The 23986-nt window shown below is 60.7% G+C and carries 36 protein-coding genes; 12 read left to right on the top strand and 24 right to left on the bottom strand.

From position 1 onward, the window contains the following. Window position 1 precedes the first annotated feature (1 nt). The 6 genes from DXY04_RS01325 to thrS are packed head-to-tail and all read right to left on the bottom strand — an operon-like array spanning window position 2 to window position 7958. Window positions 2-2104, bottom strand: coding sequence for a M3 family metallopeptidase (locus DXY04_RS01325; RefSeq protein ID WP_115160663.1), 2103 nt, complete (start codon window positions 2102-2104; stop codon window positions 2-4). A gap of 1 nt (window position 2105) precedes the next feature. Then, the gene (locus DXY04_RS01320; RefSeq protein ID WP_114988316.1) at window positions 2106-3641 is read right to left on the bottom strand and encodes an NAD(P)H-quinone oxidoreductase subunit 4; all 1536 of its coding nucleotides are present in this window, start codon (window positions 3639-3641) and stop codon (window positions 2106-2108) included. Window positions 3642-3698: 57 nt separating this feature from the next. Then, entirely contained in the window at window positions 3699-4646 is a 948-nt protein-coding gene (thrB, locus tag DXY04_RS01315) for a homoserine kinase (protein WP_114988315.1), read from the bottom strand. A gap of 14 nt (window positions 4647-4660) precedes the next feature. Next, entirely contained in the window at window positions 4661-5695 is a 1035-nt protein-coding gene (gene glk / locus DXY04_RS01310; RefSeq protein ID WP_115160724.1) for a glucokinase, read from the bottom strand. 35 nt (window positions 5696-5730) lie between these two features. After that, window positions 5731-6126, bottom strand: coding sequence for a DUF1824 family protein (locus DXY04_RS01305; RefSeq protein ID WP_115132442.1), 396 nt, complete (start codon window positions 6124-6126; stop codon window positions 5731-5733). Next, window positions 6123-7958 (bottom strand): threonine--tRNA ligase, encoded by a 1836-nt coding sequence (thrS, locus tag DXY04_RS01300; RefSeq protein WP_115160662.1) that lies wholly within the window; start codon window positions 7956-7958, stop codon window positions 6123-6125. Before thrS ends, DXY04_RS01305 begins: the two co-directional genes overlap by 4 nt. Before the next feature lie 27 nt (window positions 7959-7985). On the opposite strand from thrS, the gene DXY04_RS01295 reads away from it, so the two are divergent. Next, window positions 7986-8318: a DUF2605 family protein gene (locus DXY04_RS01295; RefSeq protein WP_371634499.1), complete on the top strand. Its 333-nt coding sequence runs from the start codon at window positions 7986-7988 to the stop codon at window positions 8316-8318. Here DXY04_RS01295 and DXY04_RS01290 read toward each other — a convergent pair. The 5 genes from DXY04_RS01290 to DXY04_RS01270 all read right to left on the bottom strand — a co-directional run bounded on the left by DXY04_RS01290 (window position 8303) and on the right by DXY04_RS01270 (window position 12183). Next, a complete protein-coding gene (locus DXY04_RS01290; protein ID WP_115160723.1) occupies window positions 8303-8977 on the bottom strand; it encodes a glycoside hydrolase family 104 protein in 675 nt (224 codons plus the stop codon). The genes DXY04_RS01295 and DXY04_RS01290 overlap by 16 nt on opposite strands. A gap of 234 nt (window positions 8978-9211) precedes the next feature. Continuing rightward, window positions 9212-10225, bottom strand: coding sequence for a tryptophan--tRNA ligase (gene trpS, locus DXY04_RS01285; RefSeq protein ID WP_115132445.1), 1014 nt, complete (start codon window positions 10223-10225; stop codon window positions 9212-9214). Between the two features lie 3 nt (window positions 10226-10228). After that, window positions 10229-10744 carry a hypothetical protein gene (locus DXY04_RS01280; protein ID WP_115160660.1) on the bottom strand — a complete coding sequence of 172 codons (516 nt, stop codon included), beginning with the start codon at window positions 10742-10744 and terminating at the stop codon, window positions 10229-10231. A gap of 16 nt (window positions 10745-10760) precedes the next feature. Further along, a complete protein-coding gene (locus DXY04_RS01275; RefSeq protein ID WP_115082093.1) occupies window positions 10761-11288 on the bottom strand; it encodes a hypothetical protein in 528 nt (175 codons plus the stop codon). Then, window positions 11281-12183, bottom strand: a complete 903-nt coding sequence (locus DXY04_RS01270; RefSeq protein ID WP_115082094.1) for a cation diffusion facilitator family transporter — start codon at window positions 12181-12183, stop codon at window positions 11281-11283. The genes DXY04_RS01275 and DXY04_RS01270 overlap by 8 nt, the downstream gene beginning before the upstream one ends. Window positions 12184-12319: 136 nt before the next feature. On the opposite strand from DXY04_RS01270, the gene DXY04_RS01265 reads away from it, so the two are divergent. The 5 genes from DXY04_RS01265 (at window position 12320) to DXY04_RS11980 (ending at window position 15834) form a co-directional block, all read left to right on the top strand. After that, window positions 12320-13636, top strand: a complete 1317-nt coding sequence (locus DXY04_RS01265) for a YcjF family protein (protein ID WP_115160659.1) — start codon at window positions 12320-12322, stop codon at window positions 13634-13636. A gap of 141 nt (window positions 13637-13777) precedes the next feature. Further along, on the top strand, window positions 13778-14854 hold the full coding sequence (psbA, locus tag DXY04_RS01260; RefSeq protein WP_006850794.1) for a photosystem II q(b) protein: 1077 nt from the start codon (window positions 13778-13780) through the stop codon (window positions 14852-14854). Between the two features lie 108 nt (window positions 14855-14962). Continuing rightward, window positions 14963-15181 (top strand): hypothetical protein, encoded by a 219-nt coding sequence (locus DXY04_RS11985; RefSeq protein WP_170951302.1) that lies wholly within the window; start codon window positions 14963-14965, stop codon window positions 15179-15181. A 122-nt stretch (window positions 15182-15303) separates the two neighbouring features. Next, a complete protein-coding gene (locus DXY04_RS01250) occupies window positions 15304-15501 on the top strand; it encodes a hypothetical protein (RefSeq protein ID WP_006851951.1) in 198 nt (65 codons plus the stop codon). A 180-nt stretch (window positions 15502-15681) separates the two neighbouring features. After that, complete coding sequence (locus DXY04_RS11980; protein WP_170951301.1) at window positions 15682-15834, top strand: hypothetical protein; 153 nt, start codon at window positions 15682-15684, stop codon at window positions 15832-15834. Here the strand turns inward: DXY04_RS11980 and DXY04_RS01240 are convergent. From DXY04_RS01240 to DXY04_RS01215, 7 genes are all read right to left on the bottom strand, one after another. Continuing rightward, window positions 15831-16274 carry a hemagglutinin gene (locus tag DXY04_RS01240; protein WP_371634497.1) on the bottom strand — a complete coding sequence of 148 codons (444 nt, stop codon included), beginning with the start codon at window positions 16272-16274 and terminating at the stop codon, window positions 15831-15833. The two genes, DXY04_RS11980 and DXY04_RS01240, sit on opposite strands and share 4 nt — an antisense overlap. Before the next feature lie 109 nt (window positions 16275-16383). Beyond that, window positions 16384-16785: an OsmC family protein gene (locus DXY04_RS01235; RefSeq protein ID WP_115160655.1), complete on the bottom strand. Its 402-nt coding sequence runs from the start codon at window positions 16783-16785 to the stop codon at window positions 16384-16386. Between the two features lie 17 nt (window positions 16786-16802). Then, window positions 16803-16985: a hypothetical protein gene (locus DXY04_RS01230; RefSeq protein WP_115160654.1), complete on the bottom strand. Its 183-nt coding sequence runs from the start codon at window positions 16983-16985 to the stop codon at window positions 16803-16805. Between the two features lie 67 nt (window positions 16986-17052). After that, entirely contained in the window at window positions 17053-17592 is a 540-nt protein-coding gene (locus DXY04_RS01225; protein WP_115160653.1) for an ATP-binding protein, read from the bottom strand. Further along, window positions 17585-18019, bottom strand: a complete 435-nt coding sequence (locus DXY04_RS01220) for a nuclear transport factor 2 family protein (RefSeq protein WP_115160652.1) — start codon at window positions 18017-18019, stop codon at window positions 17585-17587. The genes DXY04_RS01225 and DXY04_RS01220 overlap by 8 nt, the downstream gene beginning before the upstream one ends. 117 nt (window positions 18020-18136) lie before the next feature. Then, window positions 18137-18262, bottom strand: a complete 126-nt coding sequence (locus DXY04_RS12505; protein WP_006850359.1) for a hypothetical protein — start codon at window positions 18260-18262, stop codon at window positions 18137-18139. A gap of 52 nt (window positions 18263-18314) precedes the next feature. Continuing rightward, on the bottom strand, window positions 18315-18584 hold the full coding sequence (locus DXY04_RS01215; RefSeq protein ID WP_115160722.1) for a hypothetical protein: 270 nt from the start codon (window positions 18582-18584) through the stop codon (window positions 18315-18317). Window positions 18585-18681: 97 nt separating this feature from the next. On the opposite strand from DXY04_RS01215, the gene DXY04_RS01210 reads away from it, so the two are divergent. Next, window positions 18682-18912 carry a hypothetical protein gene (locus tag DXY04_RS01210; RefSeq protein WP_115160651.1) on the top strand — a complete coding sequence of 77 codons (231 nt, stop codon included), beginning with the start codon at window positions 18682-18684 and terminating at the stop codon, window positions 18910-18912. Here DXY04_RS01210 and DXY04_RS01205 read toward each other — a convergent pair. Next, entirely contained in the window at window positions 18889-19638 is a 750-nt protein-coding gene (locus DXY04_RS01205; protein ID WP_115160721.1) for a sulfite exporter TauE/SafE family protein, read from the bottom strand. The two genes, DXY04_RS01210 and DXY04_RS01205, sit on opposite strands and share 24 nt — an antisense overlap. Before the next feature lie 17 nt (window positions 19639-19655). Then, a complete protein-coding gene (locus tag DXY04_RS01200; RefSeq protein ID WP_115132452.1) occupies window positions 19656-20153 on the bottom strand; it encodes a hypothetical protein in 498 nt (165 codons plus the stop codon). A gap of 65 nt (window positions 20154-20218) precedes the next feature. On the opposite strand from DXY04_RS01200, the gene DXY04_RS01195 reads away from it, so the two are divergent. Further along, window positions 20219-20401 carry a hypothetical protein gene (locus DXY04_RS01195; RefSeq protein ID WP_115160720.1) on the top strand — a complete coding sequence of 61 codons (183 nt, stop codon included), beginning with the start codon at window positions 20219-20221 and terminating at the stop codon, window positions 20399-20401. A gap of 147 nt (window positions 20402-20548) precedes the next feature. Here the strand turns inward: DXY04_RS01195 and DXY04_RS11975 are convergent, their stop codons facing one another. Next, the gene (locus DXY04_RS11975) at window positions 20549-20707 is read right to left on the bottom strand and encodes a hypothetical protein (protein WP_170951300.1); all 159 of its coding nucleotides are present in this window, start codon (window positions 20705-20707) and stop codon (window positions 20549-20551) included. Window positions 20708-20894: 187 nt separating this feature from the next. Between DXY04_RS11975 and DXY04_RS01190 the strand changes: the two genes are divergently transcribed. From DXY04_RS01190 to DXY04_RS12350, 3 genes are all read left to right on the top strand, one after another. Then, window positions 20895-21113: a CP12 domain-containing protein gene (locus DXY04_RS01190; protein ID WP_006852050.1), complete on the top strand. Its 219-nt coding sequence runs from the start codon at window positions 20895-20897 to the stop codon at window positions 21111-21113. Window positions 21114-21204: 91 nt separating this feature from the next. Further along, window positions 21205-21708, top strand: a complete 504-nt coding sequence (locus DXY04_RS01185; protein ID WP_115160719.1) for a DoxX family protein — start codon at window positions 21205-21207, stop codon at window positions 21706-21708. A 107-nt stretch (window positions 21709-21815) separates the two neighbouring features. Further along, window positions 21816-21971, top strand: coding sequence for a hypothetical protein (locus DXY04_RS12350; protein ID WP_006850963.1), 156 nt, complete (start codon window positions 21816-21818; stop codon window positions 21969-21971). A 481-nt stretch (window positions 21972-22452) separates the two neighbouring features. Here the strand turns inward: DXY04_RS12350 and DXY04_RS01170 are convergent, their stop codons facing one another. From DXY04_RS01170 to rpsU, 3 genes are all read right to left on the bottom strand, one after another. Further along, entirely contained in the window at window positions 22453-23073 is a 621-nt protein-coding gene (locus DXY04_RS01170; RefSeq protein ID WP_244278535.1) for a hypothetical protein, read from the bottom strand. A gap of 39 nt (window positions 23074-23112) precedes the next feature. Continuing rightward, on the bottom strand, window positions 23113-23352 hold the full coding sequence (locus DXY04_RS12400) for a hypothetical protein (protein ID WP_114988968.1): 240 nt from the start codon (window positions 23350-23352) through the stop codon (window positions 23113-23115). A 129-nt stretch (window positions 23353-23481) separates the two neighbouring features. After that, the gene (gene rpsU, locus DXY04_RS01160) at window positions 23482-23658 is read right to left on the bottom strand and encodes a 30S ribosomal protein S21 (RefSeq protein WP_009790002.1); all 177 of its coding nucleotides are present in this window, start codon (window positions 23656-23658) and stop codon (window positions 23482-23484) included. Window positions 23659-23751: 93 nt separating this feature from the next. Here rpsU and DXY04_RS01155 point away from each other — a divergent pair, with 93 nt between their 5' ends. Beyond that, window positions 23752-23985 (top strand): hypothetical protein, encoded by a 234-nt coding sequence (locus tag DXY04_RS01155; protein ID WP_006851686.1) that lies wholly within the window; start codon window positions 23752-23754, stop codon window positions 23983-23985. Window position 23986: the final 1 nt, after the last annotated feature.

The raw sequence follows: 23986 nt of genomic DNA, 5'->3' as shown, positions 1-23986 counted from the left end.
CTCAGGCCGCGGCCACCAGGCCGGAATGGCGAATCAGGGCTTCGGTGCTGGCAGGACGGCCTCGGAAGGCTTCAAACACCTCTGCTGGAGATCGGCTGCCACCGAGGCTGAGCACGGTGTCGCGGAAGCGGGCTCCCGTTGCACGCACCTGATCCTCCTGATCCAGACCCACCTCCTCAAAAGCGGAGAAGGCATCTGCGCTGAGCACCTCAGCCCACTTGTAGGAGTAGTACCCGGCGGAGTAGCCCCCCGCGAAGATGTGGCCGAAGGCACAGAGGAACTGATCCTCCGGGATGGGATCCATCACCGTGGTGGTGGCCGCGATCTCACGGCGCAGTCCGTCTGGGCTGACGCCAAGTTCCGGGGTCCACTGGCTGTGGAGACGAAGGTCACTCAAGGCAAAGTGAACCTGCCGCAGGGTGGCGAGGCCTGCATTGAAGGTGCGGCTGCTGCGCAGCTTGTTGAATTCCGATTCAGGCAGGGGTTCACCGGTTTGCCAGTGGCGCGCCATGCCCATCAAGGTGGCGTGATCAAGGCACCAGTTCTCCATGAACTGGCTGGGGAGTTCCACGGCATCCCATTCCACGTTGCTGATGCCGGCGGCTTCCGGTTCCTCAACGGTGGTGAGCATGTGCTGGAGCCCATGGCCGAATTCATGGAAGAGGGTCTCCACTTCCTCAAAGCTCATCAGGCTGGGCGTATCGCCCACAGGTGGGGTCTGGTTGCAGACTAGGTAGGCCACCGGCAGCACCACAGAGCCATCAGGTTTCTTGCTCAGGCCCAGGCATTCATCCATCCAGGCTCCGCCGCGTTTGCTGGCGGGCCTGCTGTAAGGGTCGAGGTAGAAGCCGGCAATCGGTGTGCCATCGGAGCGCTTCACCCGGAAGAAGCGCACATCGTCGTTCCAGGTCGGTGCCTCGCCGTCGGCGGCAACGATCTCGACGTCGAACAGACGCGTACAAAGGCTGAACAGGCCTTCGAGCACCTGCGGCAGCGGGAACCAGGGACGCAGCGCCTCTTGGTCCAGATCGAACCGGGATTGGCGCAACTTCTCCGACCAGTAGGCGATGTCCCAAGGGGCCAGCTCATCGGCTTCGGGGGCCTTGTGCTCCCTAGCGATGGCTTGGAGATCCTGCAGTTCTTGCTCAGCTGCTGGGTATGCCGCAGCGCGCAGTTCTTCCAGCAGTGCTTCCACCGCCGGAACATCGTCAGCCATCTTGGCGCTGAGGCTGAGGTCAGCCCAATGGGCATAGCCCAGGCGGGAGGCTTGCTCGCGCCTCAGGGTCAGGATCTCCTCGATCAGTGCCCGGTTGTCGAGTTCGCCTTCACTGGCCCGCCCCACATGGGCGCGATAGGCCTTCTCTCGCAGGGATCGGTTGTTGGCGTGGGTGAGAAAGGGCAGATAGCGGGGCATGTCCAGTCCCAGCAGCCACGGGCCGGACTCCGCAGATGCATCAGCATCCCCTGCTTCACGCGCTGCGGCGGCCAGTGCCTCCAAGGCCCGTTGCGGCAGGCCTTCCACCTCGTGGGGCTGGCTGAGTTTCAGGGTCCACTGCTGCGTGGCATCGAGCACGTGGTTGCCGAACTGGGTGGAGAGAGCGGCCAGGCGTTCACTGGTGCTGTTGAAGGCTGCCTTCTCATCGCCACTGAGGCCAACACCGCGCTGCTGCATCGAGAGCAGCTCGGATTTCAGGATCCGCTCCTGGGTTGGGTTGAGCGGTTCGGAGGGATCGCTTTGGAGGGCCATCAAGGCCCGATGAAGAATCTGGCTTTGGCCAAGCCGGTTGCTGAGGCGCACAACATCCGGTTGCTGGGCGGCATGGGCATCGCGCAGCTCAGGGGAATTGCAGACGCCATTGAGGTGTGACACCACACCCCAGCTCCAACGCAGCCGTTCGCCGATGGCCTGCAGCGGTTGCATCACCCGATCCCAGGACAGCTTCGAGGGGCCGGCGAGGGCTGTCTCAAGAGCCTGCTCGAGCGCAGTGAAGTCCTGATCCAGCTGTGCGAGCAAAACCGGGATGTCTGTGCTGACGAGCTCAGGGGAAATGGCCCGGAACTCGGGAAGCCCTTGGCCGCGCAGGAGGGGGGAAACAGTCGACATCTCAGCTGGCAATGAACTGCAGGGCCAGAGCGTTGGTGGAAGCTTCGTAGAGGTCCATGGCAATGCGGGGCCAGATGCCGATCACCAGGGTTGGCACCAGCAGGCTCAGTCCAATCACCAGCTCCCTGGGGCGCATGTCAGCGACGCTGGCCAGAGCCGGAATCCTGGGGCCGAAGAACACCCGTCGGCACATGGAGAGCAAATAAATAGGTGTGAGCACCAGTCCGATGGCGGCCAGCAGAACGGTGATCGATCGGAACACTGACGTGAAGGCTTCCTGGCTGGTGATGCCAAGGAACACGGTGATTTCACTGATGAAGCCACTCATGCCCGGCAGCGCCAGCGACGCCAGGGAGCTGGCCAGGAAGAAGGCAAACGTGATGGGCAGCGCCTTGGCCAGACCGCCCATGTTGGGGATCGAGAGGGTCTTGGTTCGCTCGTAGAACACGCCCGTCACGAAGAACATCGCGGCTGCGATCAGGCCATGGCTCACCATCTGGAGCATGGCTCCGCTGATTCCCAGGGCATCAACGGCACCGATCCCCACCAGCACAAAGCCCATGTGGCTCACGGAACTGCAGGCAATCCTGCGTTTCACGTTGTCCTGGGCGAAGGCGTTGAGCGCGCCGTAAACGATGTTCACGATCCCGAGGATCACCAGGGCTGGCGCCAGGGTGGCGTGAGCTTCAGGAAGCATCTGCACGTTGAAGCGCAGTAGGGCGTAGCCGCCCATCTTGAGAAGCACCCCGGCCAGCAGCATCGACACCGGAGCGTTGGCCTCACCGTGGGCATCGGGCAGCCAGGTGTGGAGAGGGAACATCGGCAGTTTCACGCCGAAGCCAATCAAGAAACCCACGTAACACAACAGGCCGAAGCTGCCGCCGGGAGAACGGGCCGCCAGTTCAGTGATGTTGAAGGTGAACGTGTCACCGGAGAGGGCCAGTGCCAGGCCGCTGATCAGGATCAGTAGAGAGGCCAGGGCCGTGTAAAGGATGAATTTGGTGGCGGCGTACTGGCGGTTCTGTCCGCCCCAGATGGCAATCAGCAGGTAGACGGGAACCAGTTCCAGCTCCCAGGCCAGGAAGAAGAGCAGGAAGTCCTGCGACAGAAACACCAGGCCCTGGGCCGAGGCCTGAACAAGCATCAGGGCGAAGTACAGCCGTGATTTGCGCTGAACCGACCAGCTGGCCGCCACAGACAGGAACGTGACCAGGCCGCTGAGCACCACAAGAGGTGCTGAAAGACCATCCACACCAAGGGACCATTCGAGGCCGAGTGCTGGGAGCCAGCTCACCCGCTCCACCAGCTGCAGCCCTTCAGTGCTGGGGTCGAAGCGGGTGGCAAACACCCCCATCATCAAAAGAAGATCGACCAGAAGGACGACCAGGGTGATGATCTTGGGCGCGGGGGATGGCTTCTCTTCGCTGCTCGGAACCAGTGGCAGCACCAGAGCTGCTGCCGCCGGCAACAGCACAATCAGCGACAACCAAGGGAAGGGACTGCCCGAGACAGCAAGCTCTGCTAACCCAGCATCCATTCCGTGTCCGCAATCTTTAACAAAGCTAACAGGGCTGAATGCCCTGTTTAGGTGGATCTACTCATCGTCGGCCGGTTGCCAGTGGCTGCCTGAGGTCTGCAAATTCAGCACCGGCGCGCGGCTGGCGACCCCGGCAGCTTCCCAGGCTTTGACCATGGCTCGGCTGACGGCTGGGCCTTTGTCTTCCTCGCACAGAGCCAGAACGCTTGGTCCAGCTCCGCTGATGGCGCAACCCCAGGCTCCCGCGTCCATGGCGGCCTGTTTGACCTGGTCGCCGCCTTTGATCAGGCGCCAGCGGTAAGGCTCGTGCAAGCGATCGTGCATGCCGTCGGAGATCAGATCACCATTGCCGGTGCGCAGCCCTTGCAGCAGCAGTGTCAGAGCACCCAGGTTGACCACAGCGTCGCCAACGGGGATGGCCTTGGGCATGGCCCGGCGGGCTTCGCTTGTGCTCAGGCGAATCGATGGAATCGCCACGACGGCCTTCACGCTCGGCGTCCATTCGCAACGCACCACGCGCCAGCGCTGAGAGGCGGCCTTGGCGGTCATGCAGAGGCCCCCCAGAAGGGAGGGCACAACGTTGTCCGGGTGACCTTCGATATCGATGGCCAGCTCCAGCAGCTTCTCCTTGGAGAGAGGCTCACCGACGAGAGCATTGGCTCCCATCAATCCCGCCACGATCGCCGTGGCACTGCTGCCCAGCCCCCGTGCCGGCGGCACGGCAAGACGCACCCGTGCCTCAAGGGCGACGGGTTCCAGCCCAGCCGCTTTCCACACCCGTTGGGCCGCTCGGTAAACGAGGTTCTCCGGCCCACCCCGGAGGTGACTGCCCTCCGTTCCCTCAATAATCAGCTCAAATCGTTCACCGCCCCCTTCGATCCGCCGCATCGCGAAGCGGTTGTTCAGATCAAGGGCTGCACCGAGGCAGTCAAATCCAGGGCCGAGATTGGCGGTGGTTGCCGGGACGTCCACGACCACTTTCTGACCGATGCGCGGCTGCGCCATCGCTGATCCTCTGCTCAGGCCAGTGTCCCACCTGACTCCGCCAGCATCCGGGCGCGACAGGCTGCACTGAACAGTCCGGCATCGGGATCGATCACCGCTGTGACCTGCATCCCTTCGATCAGTTCGCGGAAGCGTCCCTTGTCGCGCATCGCATTGAGAAAGCTGGCGGATTGCAGTCCTTTCAGTTGTTTTGACGCGGTCCCCCCGCCAACCCAGAGGCCTCCTGTGCAGAGTTCCTGAAGGGCAAGATCGCCTGCCGCTGAGCCATAGGCCTCCAGCCAAAGCTGTAGGGCGCGTTGCATCAAGGGATCACCCCCTTCAGCGGCAACGCTCACCTGAGCGGGAAGATCGTTGGAGCTGTTGCGCCGCCAAGCCTCAGCCACGCTGCGCAGGGGGTGCATGGCGGCATCGGGTTTCTGAAGCAGCCAGTGGGCCACATGCCCCAGGCCGGTGCCACTCACGATGCGTTCGATCGAAAGGCGGCTGACGCCGAGGTCTTGTTTGAGCCAGGAGGCCAGCTCCCATTCCGCTTCGTTGCGCGGAGCAAATTCGCGGTGCCCTCCTTCGCTCGCCAGGGCCACCAGTCCCTGTTCGCTCTGCAGGCCTCGCGCCATGCCGAGACCGGTGCCTGCCCCAAGAATGGCCAGGGGGCCCTTGTCTTGGTGGCCCTTCTGAAGGATCACCTGCTGATGGCTGTCGAAATGGGGCAGCCCGTAAATCAGCACGCCGAAATCATTCACCAGCTCGAGCTGTTCCATGCCCGCAGCCCGCGCCAGGTCGGCCTCCCGCAGCCGCCAGGGCAGGTTGGTGATCCTGGCCTCCCTGTGTCGCACCGGACCGGCAACGGCGATGCAGGCATGCGCTGGAGCCGGGAGATCGGCGGGGCGATTGTTGAGGAAGGCCTCGAGCATCGGCTCAAGGGATGGCCATTCTCCCGAGCGGAATCGTTCCTGATGCAGCAGGCGCAGCTGGCCCGCCTCACTCCCGTAGAGAGCAAGCAGAGTCTTGGTGCCTCCCATGTCCCCCGCCAGGAGTGTGCTGGTGGCCATCCAGGGCTGCGGCAACTCCTACCAGCGTGGTTGGCTCAGGAAAAGAAGTCCAGTGGGAGCGGTCCCCAGGTGGTGCTTGGCGTGGTGTCGTCGTCACCGTGGCCACTAATCAGAATTCCTTCGCCAAGGCCGTGTTCGATCCGAATGCGGATCGTGCCCCCCTTCTGATTGGCTTTCAGGAAAACAGGGCCCTGCTCCTCGGGGCTGTCGACGAGCTCCAGTGGCTCCCACTGTTGGCTTTGCTCGAGGCTGCGCAGCGCTGTGAGGGCCTGCTCCCTGGACGGGGCCATGACTCCGATGGTGAACCAGCTGGCCTGGGCCATCGCCTGATCGAGTTCTCCTCGCAGCTCGTTTCTGATCTGGGGAGGCAACTCCGGCGCTCCCCGCAGACGCGCGAGATCGGCCAGGTGCTGCACAGGGGTATCCGTCATCGGTTCAGCTCCAGGCCCGCGGCGCGCTCGCTGTTGGCCATCTGGGCAGCACTGAGAAGGTCGGCCACCGCTGTGACCCCGAGGTCACCGTCCCGTCGGCTGCGAAGGCTCACGGCGTTCTGCTCCGCTTCCTTGGCACCGATGACCGCCAGCACGGGGATCTTCATCTGTTCGCCGGTGCGGATCAGCTTGCCGAGGCGCTCACCGCTGCGGTCGATCGTGGCGCGAACACCAGCTTTGGTGAGTTGGTCCAACACCTGTTCGGCGTAGGGCTGCACCTCGTCGGTGACCGGCAGTAGACGCACCTGCTCGGGGGCCAGCCAGAAGGGGTAATCGCCGGCGTAGTTCTCGGTCATGATCCCGAAGAACCGCTCCAGCGAACCGAAGATGGCGCGGTGGATCATGATCGGCCGCTGCTTGCTGCCGTCGGCGGCGATGTAGTCGAGCTCGAACCGTTCCGGCAGATTGAAATCCAGTTGGATCGTGGAGCACTGCCACATCCGGCCGATGGCGTCTTCGATCTTGAGGTCGATTTTCGGGCCGTAGAACGCACCGCCTCCCTCATCGATTTTGTAGGCCCAACCCTTGCGCTCCAGGGCTTCAATCAGTCCCTTGGTAGCCAGGTCCCAGACGGCGTCATCGCCGATGGACTTCTCGGGGCGGGTGGAGAGGTTGATCTCGTAATTGCTGAAATCGAAGGCGGAGAGAATCCGTTCGGTGAGATCGAGGATCTTCAGGATTTCGTCGCTGATCTGCTCCGGCAAGCAGAACACGTGGGCATCGTCCTGGGTGAAGCCCCGCACCCGCATCAGACCGTGCATCACACCGGGCCGCTCGTAGCGATACACCGTTCCAAGCTCCGCCCAGCGGATCGGCAGTTCCCGGTAGCTGCGCAGTTTGCTGGCGTAGGTGAGCACGTGGAACGGGCAGTTCATCGGCTTGAGCTGATACTCCCGTTCGTCCACCTCCATCGGGCCGAACATGCTCTCGGCGTAGAAGTCGAGGTGGCCTGAGGTCTTCCAGAGGCTGATGTCCGCCACGTGGGGGGTGTAAAGGAGCTCGTATCCGCCCTCGAAGTGGGCCTGGCGCCAGAACTCCTCGATCAACAGGCGCATGCGAGCACCGCGGGGGTGCCAGAACACCAGACCAGCCCCGGCCTCATCCTCGATCGAGAAGAGGTCGAGGTCTTTGCCGATGCGGCGATGGTCGCGGCGAAGCGCTTCTTCCTTGCGACGCTTGTGCTCCGCCAGCTGTTCCGGGGTTTCCCAGGCCGTGCCGTAGATGCGTTGCAGCTGCGCTTTGGTTTCATCGCCTCGCCAGTAAGCGCCTGCCACGCTTTCCAGCTCGAAGGCCTTGGCATTGAGTTGGCCGGTGTGATCCACGTGGGGGCCAGCACAGAGGTCCCACCAGTCCTCACCAAGGGTGTAAAGGGTGATCGGCTCCTGCAATCCTTCAAGAATCTCGAGCTTGTAGGGCTCGTTCTGGGCTTTGATTTTTCCCTCGGCCTCGTTGCGGCTCACCTCGACGCGTTCGAGAGGCAGCTTCTTGTTGATGATCTTGATCATCCCTTTCTTGATGGCCTTCAGGTCGGCCTCGGTGAAGGGATCGGGATTGTCGAAGTCGTAATAGAAACCTGTTTCCGTCCAGGGGCCGATGGTGACGCGCGCCTTGGGAAACAACTGCTGCACAGCCATGGCCATCACATGGCTCATGGAGTGGCGAATCTTCAGCAGTTGATCGCTTTCGCTGGTCTTGGGCAGAACCACCGGTGCTGAAGGGGCTGGGGTGGTTGCTGCAGCGCTGCTCACCGGTTCAGGTTCAGGGCCCGCCATCCTATGGGCGAGACCCGAGGACATCAGGTGGGTGAGTCAACCAATCAGGAAGCTGGCGCGCTGTTGGATGAGTTGCTGGCATCCCTGCTCGATGACTTCGAGCATTGGTTTCAGCGCGGTGAGGAGCTTCTGCAGGCCTGTCCGGAGGAGGTGATGCCGTTGCAGGAGCGCCGACGCATGCAGGAGCGGCTGCAGGACGGCAAGAAGGCCATTGCTGCAACACGCTCCCTTGTGGGTGCATCAACGCAGCCCATGGCGGTCTCGATGGAGGTGATGAACCCGTGGCATGGCTTGGTCACGGAGGTGTGGGCCCTGGCCGCGAGGTTGGGGTCGAACCGTTCGCCTCAGGCCCCGAGCTGATTGCGCAGCTGGCGCAGGTTGCTGCTGTAGAAGCTCGCCAGGTCCTGAGGGCTCTTCACCGGTTGACCGTAGGCGGAACGGCCGGTCCAGGTGGGGAAGGATGCCCATTCGGGAGCCAGCTTCGCCATGGCGTTTCTGGTCAGCCCTTTCCGGTCAATTTCCTTGAGAGCACCGCGACGCTCAACAAGGTGCAGAGCGGCTTGGTCCTGGTGCCTGGGCTCGAAGCTGGACAGCTTGAGCTCCTTCGCCACGCCCTTCCAGGTCTTGGGCAGGAATTGATAGGCCCCCGCTGCGGCGCTGGTGTAGCGCTTGACGATCACCCGCTCGGGATGATGTGAGAGGTCCTGAAACTGCCCGCCGCCATACATGATCCGGTATCCCTTGTCTTCGCCGTCTTTCCAGGTGCCCTCGGCGTAGCGAATGGTGTTGAGCAGGGCGCGTCGCTCAGGTGTCAGCTCGTAACGACCACCCTCCGTGCCAGAGGACATGGTGGCGCGGCTGCTGGTAGCGCTTTGCTCAGCCTGTTCTGCGGGCGCTACTGCGTTCTGGAGCGGCTGTTTGGCTCCTGCGGACAGCACCAATCCTGCGGTCAGGGCTGCACCGACGACAGGCCGGCTCCAACGTGTGGCTGGGCTGAACGCAGAAAAAAGGCGATGCACGCAGAACAATCGGGTGGACGATCACAGTGCTGGCCCACGAGGTCTGGACGCGAGATCGGCGCCTGAGGGGTTGACGCGTTGTCTGTGCTGTGTATATGCAGCTGAGAGAAGGCTGAGAGTCTTGCGAGACTCGCCTCTGCGGCTGACGTTGTCTCCCTCAAGCCTCAGGGGCCATGGCTTGAGCCCATGGCCGTCGCATTGATCAGAGCAGCTAATGCTTCTCTTTGTTGCTGATCAGGCTGGCCGGGCGAAACCCAAGGCATCCCGAACCCGTTCAAGCGTTGCGTTGGCCACGGTTTCGGCCTTCTCACGGCCTGTTCTCAGCACCTGATCGAGCTCTGTGGGGTCCTGCATCAGCTCCCGGTAGCGGGCCTGGATGGGTTCCAGCGCGCTCACGGTGGCTTCGGCCAGCAGCGGCTTGAACTGTCCCCAACCCATCTCGGCGCATTCAGTGGCGGCCTGCTCCCGCCCCTTGCCGCTCAGGATTGCGTAGAGCCCAAGCAGGTTGTCGGTTTCCGGTCGATCGGGGTTGCCGAATTCGAGGCCACGCTCTGGATCGGTCTTGGCGCGTTTGATCTTTTTGGTGATCAGCTCCGGAGGGTCCAGAAGCGTGATGCGACTCCCCTCGTTGGGATCGCTCTTGCTCATCTTGCTGCGACCATCCGTCAGACTCATCACCCGTGCCCCCTCCTTGAGGATCAGCGGTTTGGGCACTTTGAGCACCGGCGTGTCCTTGCTGCCGAAACGGGCATTGATGCGCTGCTGGGCGATGTCGCGCGCCAGCTCCAGGTGCTGCTTCTGGTCCTCGCCGACGGGCACCAGGTCAGCGTCGTAGAGAAGGATGTCGGCGGCCATCAACACCGGATAGTCCAGCAGGCCCACGGAGACGTTGTCCCCCTGTTTCACCGCTTTCTCCTTGAACTGAATCATCCGCTCCAGCCAGTTGAGCGGCGTGACGCAATTCAGCAACCAGCACAGTTCGCTGTGGGCTGCCACCTGGCTCTGCACAAACACCGAACAGCGTTTGGGGTCCATGCCACAGGCCAGGTAGAGCGCTGCTGTGGAACGGGTGTCCTCAGCCAGGCGGCTGGGGTCATGGGGAACGGTGATGGCATGGAGATCCACAACACATACAAATGTGTCGTGGGTCTCCTGCAGATCAACCCAATTGCGGATGGCACCCAGCCAATTGCCGAGGTGCAGTGCTCCGGTCGGTTGCACCCCGGAAAGAACCCTTGGCCGGCTCATCAATCAGGCCTCGGTTTCTGCGGTATTGGTGTCGTCGCTGGCGGTTGCTTCTGACTCCACCAACGGCTCCACCACTGGTTCGGCCTCCGGCTCGGCAACCGGTTCAGCTGCAGCCTCCGGTTGAGGTTTGGCTGGCCGGGCAAAGGGATTCGGACGGGACCCGCGGCCACCACGCTCATCGTCAAAGCGGCGGCCACGACCACCACCATCACGACCACCACCATCACGCCGGCCACCTCGGGCAGGCTGATTTTTCTGCTGTTCGATCAGAGCGTCGAGTTGGCCGTCCTCCAGCATTTGGCCAAGGCTGCGGACCGCGAAACCCAGCACAGCCACGGTCGAGCGGAGATTGAAGGCCTCCTGCAGGGCCCGGGCTGAGCGCATTTCGTTGTCACTCAGACGAATCCGGAAGCCTCCGCCCTCACGGCCGCCACCACGGTTGCCACGACTGCGCTGACCATCTCGGCCGCCGTCTCCCTGTCCCGCCTGTTGTTGGGGATCGCTGTAGGAATCACTCATGGCCCATGGCCTGGAATCAGGCGCAAGTGTGACGCATCACCGGGGTGTTTTCGGTGATCCAGAGCAGCTGGTGGCATTCAACGCTGTTCTTCCGAGCCAGCACCAGCATCGGAACCACCGTGATCCCCCGTTCAATCCGTTCGCGATAGCTGCTCACCAGTTGTCGGTACCGCTCCGCTGTCCAGCCGTGGATGGCTGTGTCACGACTGTTCCAGTAGTCCTGCAGCGCCCTTTGGCAGTCCTCGATGCCGAACTCCCGCCAGCAGCTCTGTTGGGCCAACAGTGGATCCATCCCCTGCTGCAGCAACCGCCGGTAATGCATCAATTCCGGAGCTTCATCGCGCCCATCCGGAGGGAGCCAACGATGCAGCTCGGTCAGGGGAGTTCGAGACAGCCGCAGCCAGCAGCGCTCCCGCAGCAACACCGGCAGTTGCCACGACCAGCCCTCGGCACGACGGACTTCATCGAGCACCTCAATCAGCCCTCGCTGCTGACGCTCGGTCAGTCCAGCGAGCGCATGGGTTGTGGTGTCGACCTCAGCCATGGGCGCCGGTGTAGGTGATCCCGTCCTCCACGTAGTCCTTGGGTTCCAGATGGATGGTGCACCGCACCGGCCCGAAACTTTCGTCCAAGCGCTCTTCCACCTGTTCGGTGATCCGGTGCGCCTTGGTGAGGTCGTCTGCGTCGACAACCATATGCATTTCGATGAACACCTGCTGGCCCAGAACGCCCCGGCTGGCGATGTCGTGGCAGTTCAAGACGCCGGCGGTGGCCATCGCTTCGGCATAGATGGCTTCAGGTGCAACCGCCATGTGGTCCACCAGCCAGGGCAAGGTTCCGCGCAGCACCTGCCAGCACACACGGATCAGCAGGAGTGCCATGGGGATGGCCAGCGCAACGTCGAGCCAGCTCACCTGCAGCCACACCGCCCCGGCCATGCCCACCAGCACCACCACGGTGGTCCAAACGTCGCTCGCCGCATGTTGAGCATCCGCTTTGAGCAGGTTGCTGTTCAGTCGCCGACCTTCCCGCAGCTCATATCCCGCCAGCAGGAGGTTGAACCCCAGCACCAGCGTGAGCAGCACCAGCTCCTGGCTGGTCACCCGGATCGGTGGCAGGCCCTCGAGCAGCCTTTCCCCCGAACGCAGCAGGATCTCAAGGGCTGTGAACAGGATGAAACCAGCGATGCCCAGTGCTCCCACCGCCTCGTATTTGCGGTGGCCGTAGGGGTGATCCCTGTCGGGGCGCGGATCGGACAGTTTGTTGGTGACCAGTCCCGTGAGGCTGGACAACGCATCGGTGGCGCTGTGCATGCCATCGGCGATCACCGCCAGGGAACCACTCATGGCCCCCACCAGAAGCTTCAGCAGCGACATGCTGATGTTCAGGCCCAGGGCCACCATCAGAACCCTGCGCACCCCCCGGCGGTTGTCGACCATCGCATTGGGATGACTGTGTGTCACGGCTGACTCCGGCCTGTTCCCAACTTATGGAGAACTCGTGTTTCTGGCCTGAAGTTCTGGTGTCAGGTGGTGGGTTGAGCTAAGAAGGGCCACTGCTACAGCAGCCGTTCTGTTGAAACTCCCGGCTTCATGGCCAGAACTGGTGGTGCCACCGTCGTCGTTGCTGCGGCCGTTGGCTCTGGCTGGAGCTGGTCTGCTTGCTGGACAGTGGCTGATCAGTGATGTGATGCATGTTCCCGGCGGGGGGCTGGGTCTGCTGGCCGCCGGTGGCGTTGTGATCTGGCTTGGCCGCAAGCCAAGTCAGCCGCGCTTCACAGCACCGGTATCGCTGGCTGGCTGGCTGGCTCGGTGCCAAGAGGTGCTGGATCAATTCGCACGTTTCGAGCAGCAACCCTCTGCCGATCTGGCCCGTCGCGCTGAACTGAAACGGGTGCTGGACCGCTGCGGTCCTGTGCGCATGGCGATGGTCGCCTTGGGGGGCTCTAAGGGACCGAATGAGGCAGACCTCAGCAGCTCTCTTGCTGGCCCGGCGCCGGTGACGCTGTCGCTCTGCCATCCCCTGACCACCGACGAAGGCAGCCGTTCCTGGCCCGGCGGCCTGCTGGATCAGGATCTGATCCTGTTCAGCCTGCAGGCGCCCCTCCTGGCCTCGGATCTGCTCTGGCTGCAGCAGGTGCCGGATGATCAGCCGGCCTGGGTGCTTGTGTCGACCGATGCGAAGGACGCATCCACCGATGCTGTCGCTGCTGTTCGAGACGATCTTCCCGAGCGCTGGCGTGAGCTGATCCTGGTTCAGGAGTCTTCGATGCAGTTGCGCACTGCCCTGGCACCGTTGCGCCGTTCGCTGAAACAGGCTGCAGTGGAGACGCGTCCGCGACTCCTGGCGGACTTGCATCGCCGTTGGCAGCGTGACCTCGAATCGCTTCGGCGCGAACGCTTTCTGCAGATTCAGCAGCGCACCCAGTGGGTGGTGGCCGGGTCTGTGATGGCCTCCCCCATCGCCAGTCTTGATCTTCTGGCCGTGGCGGTGGCGAACGGTTTGATGATCAAGGAGATGGGAGAGATCTGGGGAACATCGCTGCAGCCGGATGTGCTGAGGGAGGCGGCGGCGCAGCTGGCTCGGGTGGCCCTCGCCCAGGGCGTGGTGGAGTGGACCGGACAGACCTTGCTTGGGCTGGCCAAGCTGGATGGGGGGAGCTGGCTGATCGCCGGTTCAATGCAGGCCCTCAGTGCGGCTTACCTCACCCGTGTGGTGGGACGCTCCATGGCGGATTGGCTGGCGATCAATGCCGGCGTTGACGAGCTTGATCTTGTGGCGTTGAAGCAGCAGGCACCGTTGTTGGTGGCTCGGGCTGCAGAGGAGGAACGGGTGAACTGGAATGGCTTCGTTCAGCAATCCCGCGAGTGGCTACTCCATACAACTTCATGAATGCTTAGTAAAGCGCTTAATGAAGTTTTTTTGAGACCTGATTCTGATTGTTGAGTTGTCATGTAACGGAACGTTCCGTCCATACACTTGATCCACCTGTCCCTTTTTTGAGGGAGAGGTTCATCCGTCTTCTTTTCTTCCATGTCCACCGCAATTCGCAGCGGACGCCAGAGCAATTGGGAAGCCTTTTGTCAGTGGGTGACCGACACCAACAACCGCATCTATGTGGGTTGGTTCGGCGTGCTGATGATTCCCTGCCTCCTGGCGGCCACCATCTGCTTCACCATTGCTTTTATCGCCGCTCCCCCGGTTGATATCGATGGCATCCGTGAGCCCGTCGCTGGCTCCTTGATCTACGGCAACAACATCATCTCCGGTGCTGTTATTCCGTCTTCCAACGCCATTGGCCTGCACTTCTACCCCATCTGGGAAGCTGCTTCCCTCGATGAGTGGCTGTACAACGGCGGCCCTTATCAGCTGGTCTGCTTCCACTTCCTGATCGGCATTTCCGCCTACATGGGTCGTCAGTGGGAACTCTCCTACCGCCTGGGCATGCGCCCCTGGATCTGCGTCGCTTACAGCGCTCCGCTGTCTGCAGCGATGGCTGTTTTCCTGGTGTACCCCTTCGGTCAGGGTTCCTTCTCTGATGGCATGCCCCTGGGCATTTCTGGCACCTTCAACTTCATGTTGGTGTTCCAGGCTGAGCACAACATCCTGATGCACCCCTTCCACATGCTGGGCGTCGCAGGTGTTTTCGGCGGCAGCCTGTTCTCCGCCATGCACGGCTCCCTGGTGACCTCCTCCCTGGTGCGTGAAACCACCGAGGCCGAGTCCCAGAACTACGGCTACAAGTTCGGCCAAGAGGAAGAGACCTACAACATCGTGGCTGCCCACGGTTATTTCGGTCGCCTGATCTTCCAATACGCCTCCTTCAACAACAGCCGTAGCCTTCACTTCTTCCTGGGCGCCTGGCCTGTTGTCGGCATCTGGTTCACGTCCATGGGCATCAGCACCATGGCCTTCAACCTGAACGGCTTCAACTTCAACCAGTCCATCCTGGATAGTCAGGGCCGCGTCCTGAACACCTGGGCTGATGTGCTGAACCGCGCCAACCTCGGCATGGAAGTGCAGCACGAGCGCAACGCTCACAACTTCCCCCTCGACCTGGCTGCCGCTGAGTCCACTCCTGTGGCTCTGCAGGCTCCTGCCATCGGTTGATCTGGAATCAACCTGTTCCCTTTGGAACAGCAAAAACGATTCAGATCAACTGAATCGGAAAGCCCCCTCCTCGGAGGGGGCTTTTTGTTGCTGTGTTGGCTGTGAAGGTTGGGCGGCGCATCAGGCCCCTTCAGGGCACCAGCCGATCTGCTTCTCCAGCCGTTGCATCCATTGATGGCAGCGGTGTGTGAGGTGTGCTCCTTGGGGGATGCGCTGTTGGTGGTGTGCGCAGGCTGGCTGGGTGACCCCCGCCTCAGCAAGGGTGTGTTGAAAGTGCTGGCAGGTGAGGCACACCATGAGGGACCGGCTCGGTCGGAGTTGCCCTGATCCCATCGGTGGCCAGGCGCTTGGTGGCGGAGCGTTGACGATGCCCATACGCGTCTTATTGGTAATTATGTACTACTCGCAGTCCTTTTGGTTGTCAACGTGGTGTTGGGGAGAATGGAGCCATGAGTGAGCCTCGCCCCACCCTCCAGTTCGATCTGGACCTTGAAGCTGTTCGCCTGCTCCACCGCTCGGTGAGCTTTCATCTTGAGAAATGGCCCGGGGGGCCGGATCCCAGAGAGCAGGAGGCCCTGCAGTCGATGAAGACCTTGCTCACGGCAGCGTTGCTTGAGTTCAGCCTTGACCAAGACGGTCAGCGTTGAAACCTGCTCCCTTCACGGCTGAGCAGGGAAGCAGCGACAGCGCTGCGTTGGCCGCTGTACAACGCATTGAGTCGGTTCAGGCCTGGCTGGACTGCATGGCCACCTGTTGCATTAACGATGGGAGAGGACTGGGCTCCAGCAGCTTTGGTTCCTGCGTTGTTCTCTTAAGCCGTTGTCCCCGTGGGTTGGTTGATCGCCCTTGCCATCGTCGTGGTGCTGTCCTGGCTGGGATGGCGTTGGAATCAGCTCGAGTGTGCTGAAAGCCGCTCCGTCAGCGGCCGTTTGGTGAAGCGGACGCGTCGTCATTCGCGGCGACGCAAGCACCATCACTAAGCGTCGTGGTCTCTACAGATGTGCCCATCTTTCCAGCTCCAGATCCATGGAACTGTTGCCTTTGCCTTGAGCAGATCCTCGCGTTCTTCAAGCCTTACGGGAATGAATTCCGTTCTGTAATCAAATCCGTGATCCCGCATGGACTGGTTGAGAACCAGACTTCCTTCGTTGCTGGACACGGAGCGGTGATAGGTGCCGATAGGGATTTGTAGAGCACCCATCGCTCGGATCAAATGAATGATGTGATGGGGATGATCCCAGGCTGGATTGAGCAACGTGAAGGTCCGAGAACCTTCAAGGACAAGGTTGTTGTCCACCTGATGACGGTGCACGTAGTACTGCTCTGAAGCATCTTGGTCAGGGGGTGACGTGGCAGCGCCATGGTGGGCGACCACGTCGGTACCATTGCTTCCAGGAACCCCTGCATCAAAGAACGTCACCGATGGGGTCTCTCGGAAGACATGAATCGGTATGAAGTGAAGCCTCACCGTGCCTCCTCTTGTTCTTCTTGCTTCTGATTTAAATCTGCCCTGCGAGAAAAGCGGATGATTAGCTCCAGATCAAATCAATCGTCATGGATGGCTCCAAATTGCGTTTCACCGGGCAGTCATTCACAACACGCCTGAACAACTCAATCTGTTCCTCCGATAAGCCTTGGGGCAGGGTGATCCATATCCGAAGAGTTTCGATCTTGCGGGGCCCCGTTTGGCTCATGATCTTCTCAACAGATGCTTCTGCATCGGTGACAGACCAGTTACGGCGTTTGGCCGTGATTCCCATCACGGTCAAGATGCAAGTGCCTAGAGCAGTGGCCAATAAATCTGTTGGTGAAAAGCTTTCTCCACGCCCGTCATGATCAGGCGGAGCATCGGTGCTTAACGACACACCGGAGGGCTCATGTTCGGCTGAACAGTGCAGATCGCCGGTATAGCGGCAGGAGATGCGACTCATCAGAGCCCTGCCCGCAATTAGGCCATGGGCATGCGACAACCCAGTTGAATCGTGCCTTCGTCGACCAAACGGCCCAGCCGTTGGGCGACAGCCTCCTCAGTTCGTGTGAATTGATCTTGGCGGGCTGTCACCCACGCCATTTCACCGTTGGTGATCACGCCGGTGGACATGGCTTCGAGAAAGAGTTCGCCGAGTGTCATGACACTTGTGCCGTTGGGATCACGTTGATGGGACTCCCAAGGGGGTGCATGACCTGCTCACCTTTCTTCATGGCAAGGCATCAAGGATGGTTTGGAGGGCCCGGTTGATCTGATCGCTGAGCTGGGGGCCGGCGGGATTGAGGCGGATCAAGCTTGTGAATCCTTCGCTGAGGTCGGGCCTGTTGGGGGGGCTGTTCAGGCTCATGTGCATCGCACGAATCACGGCCTCTGGAACGCACCGTTGGCGGCTGCGGTTCCAGACCAGGCACTGATTCAACGGTGTCTGCAACCACCAGCCGGTCCATGGCAGGTGCTGGCCCCCCATGCTTCGCTGCATCAACCCTTGGCGCCAGTTGAGTTGCGCATGGGTAGCATCCACCAGCACGTTGTCGCCATCGGCGATGGCGCGGTCGATGGCGCCATGCAGATGCGGTTCCAATTCAGACCAAGGACCCTGCACATTCGCCTCTCCCCACAGTTGTTCCCTTAGCACGTCATTGGCGATCACCCGTGCAGGGAGCAGCGGAGCGAGGATCGCCGCGAGGGTGGACTTGCCGCTGCCCGGGGGGCCGATTAACAGATGGCCCTGGGGCCGTGGTTCAGGCAACGAAGCGTTTGTAGAGCCAACGCACCAGTCCACCAATTACGGGCACTGGAGCAAACGTGGGGCCGACGAAATCGAAATAATCGCGGTGGTCCCCGATCTTTCCATCTGGATTGAAGCGGAGCCGGGTCGCCCCGGGATAGATGAACTCAATCCCTTTGATCTTGAGGCCCATGCGCCATTCAACAAAGGCTGTTTCACCGTTCACCACCACCGATTCCGTTTCCAGGAACACGTCATCACAGCGCTGCATCAGACCGTCCTGGGCAAGGATGTAGGCGTCAATGCCCTGCCGTTCCTGGGTTGGATCGGTGAAATGCACGTCACTGGCATAGACGGCTTTCCACTGCGCAGCTGTGGGGCCGGGTGTGCCGTAAGGCTTGGTGAACAGGGCACGGATCTGTTCTGCGTCCAGCGGAGGATGAGGCATGGGTGTTGTAATCAGAAGTCGGCGCCCACCTGAGCTGTCATGGTCTCGGCCCAGCTCACGCTGGGAGCCAGGCCGAGGCCGAGAAGTCCAGCCGTGGCGAGGAATCGATGCATGGCGTCAGTTGAAAAACCCCTTGGACTGAAGCCAGAGGCCGATGGCGACCAGGGGCCCGAAGCCGGCGATCAACACCGTGATCTTGAGGCGCAGCGGTGACACCTGGGGTTTGGTCTCTCGAAGAGCCATGGCAAGGCACGAAGGCAGCTGAACCTAAACGCTGTGCTGCGTTCGTGCCTGTTCAGAGCTCGTACTCCTCTTCAAACTGCTCAATCAAGCCCTTGTACAGCGCTAGAAGACCCTCGGTCTCTTCGCAGAATCCGTCCGTTGTGTACTTCGCGATCAGATTCACCACGGCGCTGCGGATCTGCGTGAAGGCGCCGAAGTACTCACCCTGGATGTCTTCATCGCGGATGTCGTTGATCAGCGCGCCCACCAGCTCAATCTTGCGCTTGGCAGCGGCCATCTCCGCTTCCATCTCTTTGTTGAGCTTGCGGCGTTTCTTCGGCATCCCCTCAACCGGTTCAATCAGCGACATTACGGGAGCCGCAGGCCTTCCTCGTTCGAGCGACTTCCCCTAGCGTCGGGTTCACTCAACCCATGGCCTTGTGAATCGGACCTTCCGCGGTGTTGCCTACGTGTCCGTCTGGGTGGTGATCTGGGGAACGGTGGCGTCCTTGATGGACTGGATGCTGCTGACAGGTGAGGTTTACGAAACGGCCAGCTCTGGTCAGGCGGTGACGTTCATCGCCTACGGGGCCGCAACAGTGGTGTTGGCCACGCGCTTTTCGGGGCGTTTCCTTGCAGATGCCGATTCAGACGCTGCGGATCAGGAGTGATCCGCCCATCAGCAGCGCCAAGATCTCGAACGCTTGTTTGACCAGGCGGCTTCCTTTCACCAGGGAATAGTGGGCCCCCAGGAAGCCTCCGATCAGTGAACCCAGCACCAGCGGTGGAAGCCAGTCCCAACGGATTTCGCCGCTCAAACCCAGCACCAGCGCCCCGGTGCCATTCCACCCCAGGCCCACCAGCACCAGGGTGTGAGCAACGGCTCTGGCGTAGCTCAGCCCAAACCAGCGCACCAGCCACAGGGTGACGAACAACCCCGTGCCTGAGGTGAGGGAACCGTTGAGAACGCCAATGATGAACAGCCCGCAACTGCCAAGCCCAACGGTGCGGGCTGTCAGCGGGTAGGGCTGGTCTGTCGTCCCCAGATCCGGTTTCCGAGCCGAATAAACCCCCAGCCCAAGGGTCAGCAGCCCAAGGCTCGCTGTGGCCACTTGATCGGGCAGCGCAAGAACCATGCTGGCTCCCACAAACACACCTGGAAGACCGGCCGCCAACACCAGCGCTGAGCGTTTCAGATCAAGACTGCTGGCACGCCAATGACGCCCACTCGCTCCCAGCCCCAGCGCAACACTGGCCACCTTGTGGGTGGCCAATGCCATGGAGAAAGGAAGGCCCAGAAGGATGAGGGCGGGCAGTTGCACCAATCCTGCTCCCCCTCCCGCCAGAGCCGAGAGGGCATTGGCGCCAATGGCGATGCCCAGCAGGGCGATTTGCATCAGCAGTTCGGACACACTCAATCTCGTGTCAGGAAGGCGATGGGAACTGAAAAGGTGATGATGCGGTGGGGATCCCCCGGGAGAATGGCAACGCAGGCCACTTCACGATCAGCGTGAGCCTCGCGGGACTGCACCACAAAGGCTGTGGCGTCTTCGATGCTCCACATCGGGGCATCACCACAACGGCGTTCATCCCTGTATGCCTGCCAGACCTCGCAGAACGCCTCCCCATCCTCTCCACTCTTCATTTCCGTCAACGCCTGTTCCAGACCCACGTCTTCGAACCGTTCGAACAGGCGCACCATCAACGGGTGGGCAATGGTGGATGAGGCCTTCAGGGTTGAGTTGATCGTGCCGATGGCACTCACCATCAGCTTTGGTTTGGAGCGTCGTGCATCGATCACTCCCACAGGCAGATTGAGATCCCAGCTTGGGTGTCCGCTGACGGCACAGGCCAGATCGAACAGCCCCAAGCTGCATTGCTTGATCAGGCTCTGAATGGTCTCTCGATCCATAGCTCAGTTCCGCGTGGCCTGATTCACCGTTTGCGTTCCAGTGTTGCCAGGATGGCCGTCGGTTGATGCCGCTGTGGATGTCCCTGGTTCAGATCTACCTTGATGCCGTCACCCACCAGGTGATCACCAGTGAAGAGCTTGCCTACGTGGCCGGCAATCAGGAGCAATTTGATCGAACCGAACGGAAACTCACTGCACGGCTTGAACAGTTGATTGGCGCAGGGAATATCAGTGTTGGAACGCGTTGATTATCCGAACAAAAAGCGTTGAAGCCGTTTCAGGAATTGGCGCAGTGGCTTTTTGTCACGGCTAAAAATCTGCCGCTCATCTGACAGCATCGCGCGACTCACCCGATCTGCGCTTCTAATAGGTGGGAAAGGCTGTCCCGTCAACCTTCACGGCAGGGCAACCACCCCCGACCAACTCTGCAGAACGTCAGGTGCGCCTTGGGTCAGGGCAGCAACAGTACTGGCTGAGCCAATTCCGATTCCCACCACAACGCCTACGGCGAAGACAAGCAGCCCCGTCAGAACGCTGCGTTCGGAAAATTGCATCCACTCAACATCAGTCAACCCGACTTTCCTGCGGCCATCGTCCAATGGCCACTGTCGTGTCACAGGACGTGATGGGGCCCGGAGCGGATCTGTTGTGTGGTTTCGGCCACAAAGGTAGATCTACCGACTGATCGATCGGGGTGGTCTTCGCTAACAACCGAATGTCAGCCAGATGACATTTTCAGTCATGAAAACGATTGACGAGCACATTCAGAAGGACCAGGAGGAGTTCCTTAAGGCCCTGTCTGAGCACAACGAAGGCAAGGTGCGTCATCTCACGGAGGAGCTGCAGTGGCTGTTGGATCACAAGAAGGAATTTCCTGATGATCCCCATGACCCCTCACCCCTTGAGCTGTTCTGCGAGCAGAACCCCGATGAGCCCGAGTGCCTGGTCTACGACGACTGAGTAGAAGTACCCATTCCTTGCTCCGCCCTGGCGCGAAGCCGCGTTGCTGCGCGCAACTTATTTAAGTTGTGTGTAGTCGACGTGTTCTGTGGTGATTCGCGCCATTCTGACCCGCCCCATTGCTGGCGATCTAGGTCTGCTCTTGCTTCGGGTGTTCACCGGCGCGCTGCTGATTCACCACGGTTACGAAAAGCTCGCCAATATCGAGAATTTTGCAGATGCATTCGTGCGCCCTCTGCATCTGCCCTTCCCGATCCTTCTCTCCTACGTCGCAGCGTTCTCGGAGGTGATCGGCAGCTGGCTGTTGATTACTGGCTTGCTGACGCGGATGGGAGCCTTGGCAGTCGCCGGGACCATCTCCGTCGCCATTTATCACGCCATCGTCACAGCGGGCTTCAACATCTATCTGCTGGAGCTTCTTGGCCTTTATTTCGCGGCTGCCGTGGCCGTTCTCGCCTGTGGCCCAGGTGTCTTTTCCATTGACGAGCTCATCGCCCGCCGCCTTGAGCCCGACATGCAGTATTCCGCTGCGGAAGACACGGATTTCGCCGCTGGCGAAGCCGCTGTTCTGGAAGAAGCCGTGGCCAGCCGCTGAACACCAGCGTGATCAGATTCAAAAGCCCCGCCATCGCGGGGCTTTTTTATGGCTGGCGACGGTATGGGCGAAAGACGCGTCAGAATCATCGAAGTTGGATCAACGCGATGAAAGAGGTCAGCCTGCTCGAGATGATTGGCCGTTCTCTGGCAAAGGTTGCAGCAGGGGCTGGTGTTGCAGCAGTGCTGATTTGGCTCACCTACGTGATGCTTGATGTTGGTCATATGCAGTCGGGCTTCACCCTGCCCCAATCCAGTTACTGAACTCAGATGCAGTGGAATGATCTTGAATCTCCGGTTCTGATCATTGCTTCGCTGTTGATTGTTCTGCAGGTTTGTTGGATTGGAGCTGTGCTCCGGCGCAACCAACGCAGGCGCTTGGGGGAACCCCTCACTGCCACAGCATTTCAATGTGAACTCCAGCGGATTTTCTCAAGAGCGAACGGACTGTCCTGAGCCATGAAGCAACTTCCAGGTCAACAGAGCAGAACCCTGCCGCGATGGCTGAAGACGGTCATGGCAGGTGCAATCACCGTGATTGCCACCATTTGGCTGGTGTCGTTGCTCCCCTTTCTGCTTCTCGCAGCCTTGGTGCTTTCAATCGCGCTCATCCCAATCACCCGTCGGCTGAGACGGGAGATGGAAGAGGCTGGATTCAATGTTGATGAACCCAGATCAAATGTTCAGCGCCCTGATCTCAACATCACCCCCTGGCACCGACAGATTCGCAATCTCTGGAGAGACTTCAGCTCTTGAACAGGTCGCTCGCCATTGAGCGATAACGACCAAGTGAACTGCCTGCGCGACGAGACTTTGTGGGCACTCTTTGTCCCGGCAGCAGGTTCAACGGAGCGAAATTCACCAACGTCAGCTCTGGGCGCTGCTGCTGTTCGGCTGCCAGCAATTCGGCAATGGCCTCTGCTGTTGTTTGTGCGGGAGATGCGCTCTCCGAAACAGCTTCGATGGTCTCCACCGGCTCGGTCTTGAGAGATGTTTTGGCCTTGAAGGTGCCGAGGGGCCACAGAAAAACCAGACTCAGCAAAAGAGCAACGGCGGCCGTGAGGGTGCCGGTGAGTCCAAAGGCCAAACCCTGAAAATTCCACAGCAACCCGGAACCTGCCATGCCGAAGGTGCCGAGGATTGCCAGCATCAGGCCGAGGAAGGATGCTTGTGGTGCCTTGAATTTGAGCGGCTGGCTGGCTTCAGGGACTTCAACGGGTGAAAGTCGTGGTTCTGGCCGAAGCAGAACAAAGCTGATTCCCAGCAGAACCAATGCCGTAACCGTGCTGCCAAGCCCCAGAGTGCGGCCCTGAAAATTCCAAAGCAAACCACCGCCGGCAAGACCTGAAACTCCGAGGGTTGCCAATGCAAGTCCGCTCAAAAAAGGAAGACGATTGCGCATGGCTCAGTTGCTCCGGTTTTGCATGGCGGCGTAAGCAACGGCTCCGCCAGTGATCACAGTGAGGAGACCTGTGGTGAGTAAGAAGCTCACCAACATGGCGAATCCAAGAACAGATCCCAGGAGGGACATCTTGATTCGCAGCAATTTCGACTTCATCAACAACACCAACAGCAAGACCACGGTGGTCTTCAAGCCAGCGATTTTTGCCGCACTGATCGGGCAAAAAGGATTGATCAACACCATTGGCTGGTCTTGGTCTTCTTAAGCATTTATGAAGTCTGGCGAAAACCAGAGCTCACCGTGAAGAGGGCGACGGATGGGCACAAAAAAACGGGCCCGAGGGCCCGTTTGCAGCTGACGTGTCGTGCGAGCTCAGCGACGACGGTTGCGTGAACGCTGCTTCAGCTTGCGCTTGTATTTCTCAACGGGGGTCTCGTGGTGACGGATCCGACGCAGATCAGAAAAGATGCCGGCTTTGGCGACGGAGCGCTTGAAGCGACGCAACGCGGATTCAATACCTTCGTTTTCGCCGACTGTGACCTGACTCATCCGTTCCCCGAAAGAGAGCAATAAACAACAACTTTACCAGCCGCCCTCTACCCCATCCCCCACCACCTGCCCGGGGTGGGATGGGTCTCTTGCATGACGCTTGTTGAAGAGATCGTGGCGCGTCCCGGCTTCTGCTTTGGGATGGGTCCATCACTCCGGCAGGCCCCTGTCTTGACCCTCACGCACTGCCCCCTGTGCATTGGTCTGGCTGTTCTTTCGGCCGTTCGATTTATGGCCCACTGCGTGATGGCCGTTCAGCTCGAACGCAGCACGGCAGGGGAGTCAACCCATCCCGCCATGCTGCTGGGCACTCTGTTTGAGCTCTAAA

It is taken from the genome of Synechococcus sp. UW86 (genome assembly GCF_900474085.1).
Lineage (GTDB): Bacteria > Cyanobacteriota > Cyanobacteriia > PCC-6307 > Cyanobiaceae > Parasynechococcus.
Note: the sequence above shows the minus strand (reverse complement) of the source record. Positions and strands in the feature narration are given on the sequence as shown.

Bases quoted from the DNA above. Each gene is read 5' to 3' on its own strand.
- DXY04_RS01325 (WP_115160663.1), bottom strand. From the start codon at position 2,104: ATGTCGACTGTTTCCCCCCTCCTGCGCGGCCAAGGGCTTCCCGAGTTC.
- DXY04_RS01320 (WP_114988316.1), bottom strand. From the start codon at position 3,641: ATGGATGCTGGGTTAGCAGAGCTTGCTGTCTCGGGCAGTCCCTTCCCT.
- thrB (WP_114988315.1), bottom strand. From the start codon at position 4,646: ATGGCGCAGCCGCGCATCGGTCAGAAAGTGGTCGTGGACGTCCCGGCA.
- glk (WP_115160724.1), bottom strand. From the start codon at position 5,695: ATGGCCACCAGCACACTCCTGGCGGGGGACATGGGAGGCACCAAGACT.
- DXY04_RS01305 (WP_115132442.1), bottom strand. From the start codon at position 6,126: ATGACGGATACCCCTGTGCAGCACCTGGCCGATCTCGCGCGTCTGCGG.
- thrS (WP_115160662.1), bottom strand. From the start codon at position 7,958: ATGGCGGGCCCTGAACCTGAACCGGTGAGCAGCGCTGCAGCAACCACC.
- trpS (WP_115132445.1), bottom strand. From the start codon at position 10,225: ATGAGCCGGCCAAGGGTTCTTTCCGGGGTGCAACCGACCGGAGCACTG.
- DXY04_RS01280 (WP_115160660.1), bottom strand. From the start codon at position 10,744: ATGAGTGATTCCTACAGCGATCCCCAACAACAGGCGGGACAGGGAGAC.
- DXY04_RS01275 (WP_115082093.1), bottom strand. From the start codon at position 11,288: ATGGCTGAGGTCGACACCACAACCCATGCGCTCGCTGGACTGACCGAG.
- DXY04_RS01270 (WP_115082094.1), bottom strand. From the start codon at position 12,183: ATGGTCGACAACCGCCGGGGGGTGCGCAGGGTTCTGATGGTGGCCCTG.
- psbA (WP_006850794.1), top strand. From the start codon at position 13,778: ATGTCCACCGCAATTCGCAGCGGACGCCAGAGCAATTGGGAAGCCTTT.
- DXY04_RS01250 (WP_006851951.1), top strand. From the start codon at position 15,304: ATGAGTGAGCCTCGCCCCACCCTCCAGTTCGATCTGGACCTTGAAGCT.
- DXY04_RS01235 (WP_115160655.1), bottom strand. From the start codon at position 16,785: ATGAGTCGCATCTCCTGCCGCTATACCGGCGATCTGCACTGTTCAGCC.
- DXY04_RS01230 (WP_115160654.1), bottom strand. From the start codon at position 16,985: ATGACACTCGGCGAACTCTTTCTCGAAGCCATGTCCACCGGCGTGATC.
- DXY04_RS01220 (WP_115160652.1), bottom strand. From the start codon at position 18,019: ATGCCTCATCCTCCGCTGGACGCAGAACAGATCCGTGCCCTGTTCACC.
- DXY04_RS12505 (WP_006850359.1), bottom strand. From the start codon at position 18,262: ATGGCTCTTCGAGAGACCAAACCCCAGGTGTCACCGCTGCGCCTCAAG.
- DXY04_RS01215 (WP_115160722.1), bottom strand. From the start codon at position 18,584: ATGCCGAAGAAACGCCGCAAGCTCAACAAAGAGATGGAAGCGGAGATG.
- DXY04_RS01205 (WP_115160721.1), bottom strand. From the start codon at position 19,638: ATGCAAATCGCCCTGCTGGGCATCGCCATTGGCGCCAATGCCCTCTCG.
- DXY04_RS01200 (WP_115132452.1), bottom strand. From the start codon at position 20,153: ATGGATCGAGAGACCATTCAGAGCCTGATCAAGCAATGCAGCTTGGGG.
- DXY04_RS01195 (WP_115160720.1), top strand. From the start codon at position 20,219: ATGCCGCTGTGGATGTCCCTGGTTCAGATCTACCTTGATGCCGTCACC.
- DXY04_RS11975 (WP_170951300.1), bottom strand. From the start codon at position 20,707: ATGCAATTTTCCGAACGCAGCGTTCTGACGGGGCTGCTTGTCTTCGCC.
- DXY04_RS01190 (WP_006852050.1), top strand. From the start codon at position 20,895: ATGAAAACGATTGACGAGCACATTCAGAAGGACCAGGAGGAGTTCCTT.
- DXY04_RS12350 (WP_006850963.1), top strand. From the start codon at position 21,816: ATGAAAGAGGTCAGCCTGCTCGAGATGATTGGCCGTTCTCTGGCAAAG.
- DXY04_RS12400 (WP_114988968.1), bottom strand. From the start codon at position 23,352: ATGGTGTTGATCAATCCTTTTTGCCCGATCAGTGCGGCAAAAATCGCT.
- rpsU (WP_009790002.1), bottom strand. From the start codon at position 23,658: ATGAGTCAGGTCACAGTCGGCGAAAACGAAGGTATTGAATCCGCGTTG.
- DXY04_RS01155 (WP_006851686.1), top strand. From the start codon at position 23,752: ATGACGCTTGTTGAAGAGATCGTGGCGCGTCCCGGCTTCTGCTTTGGG.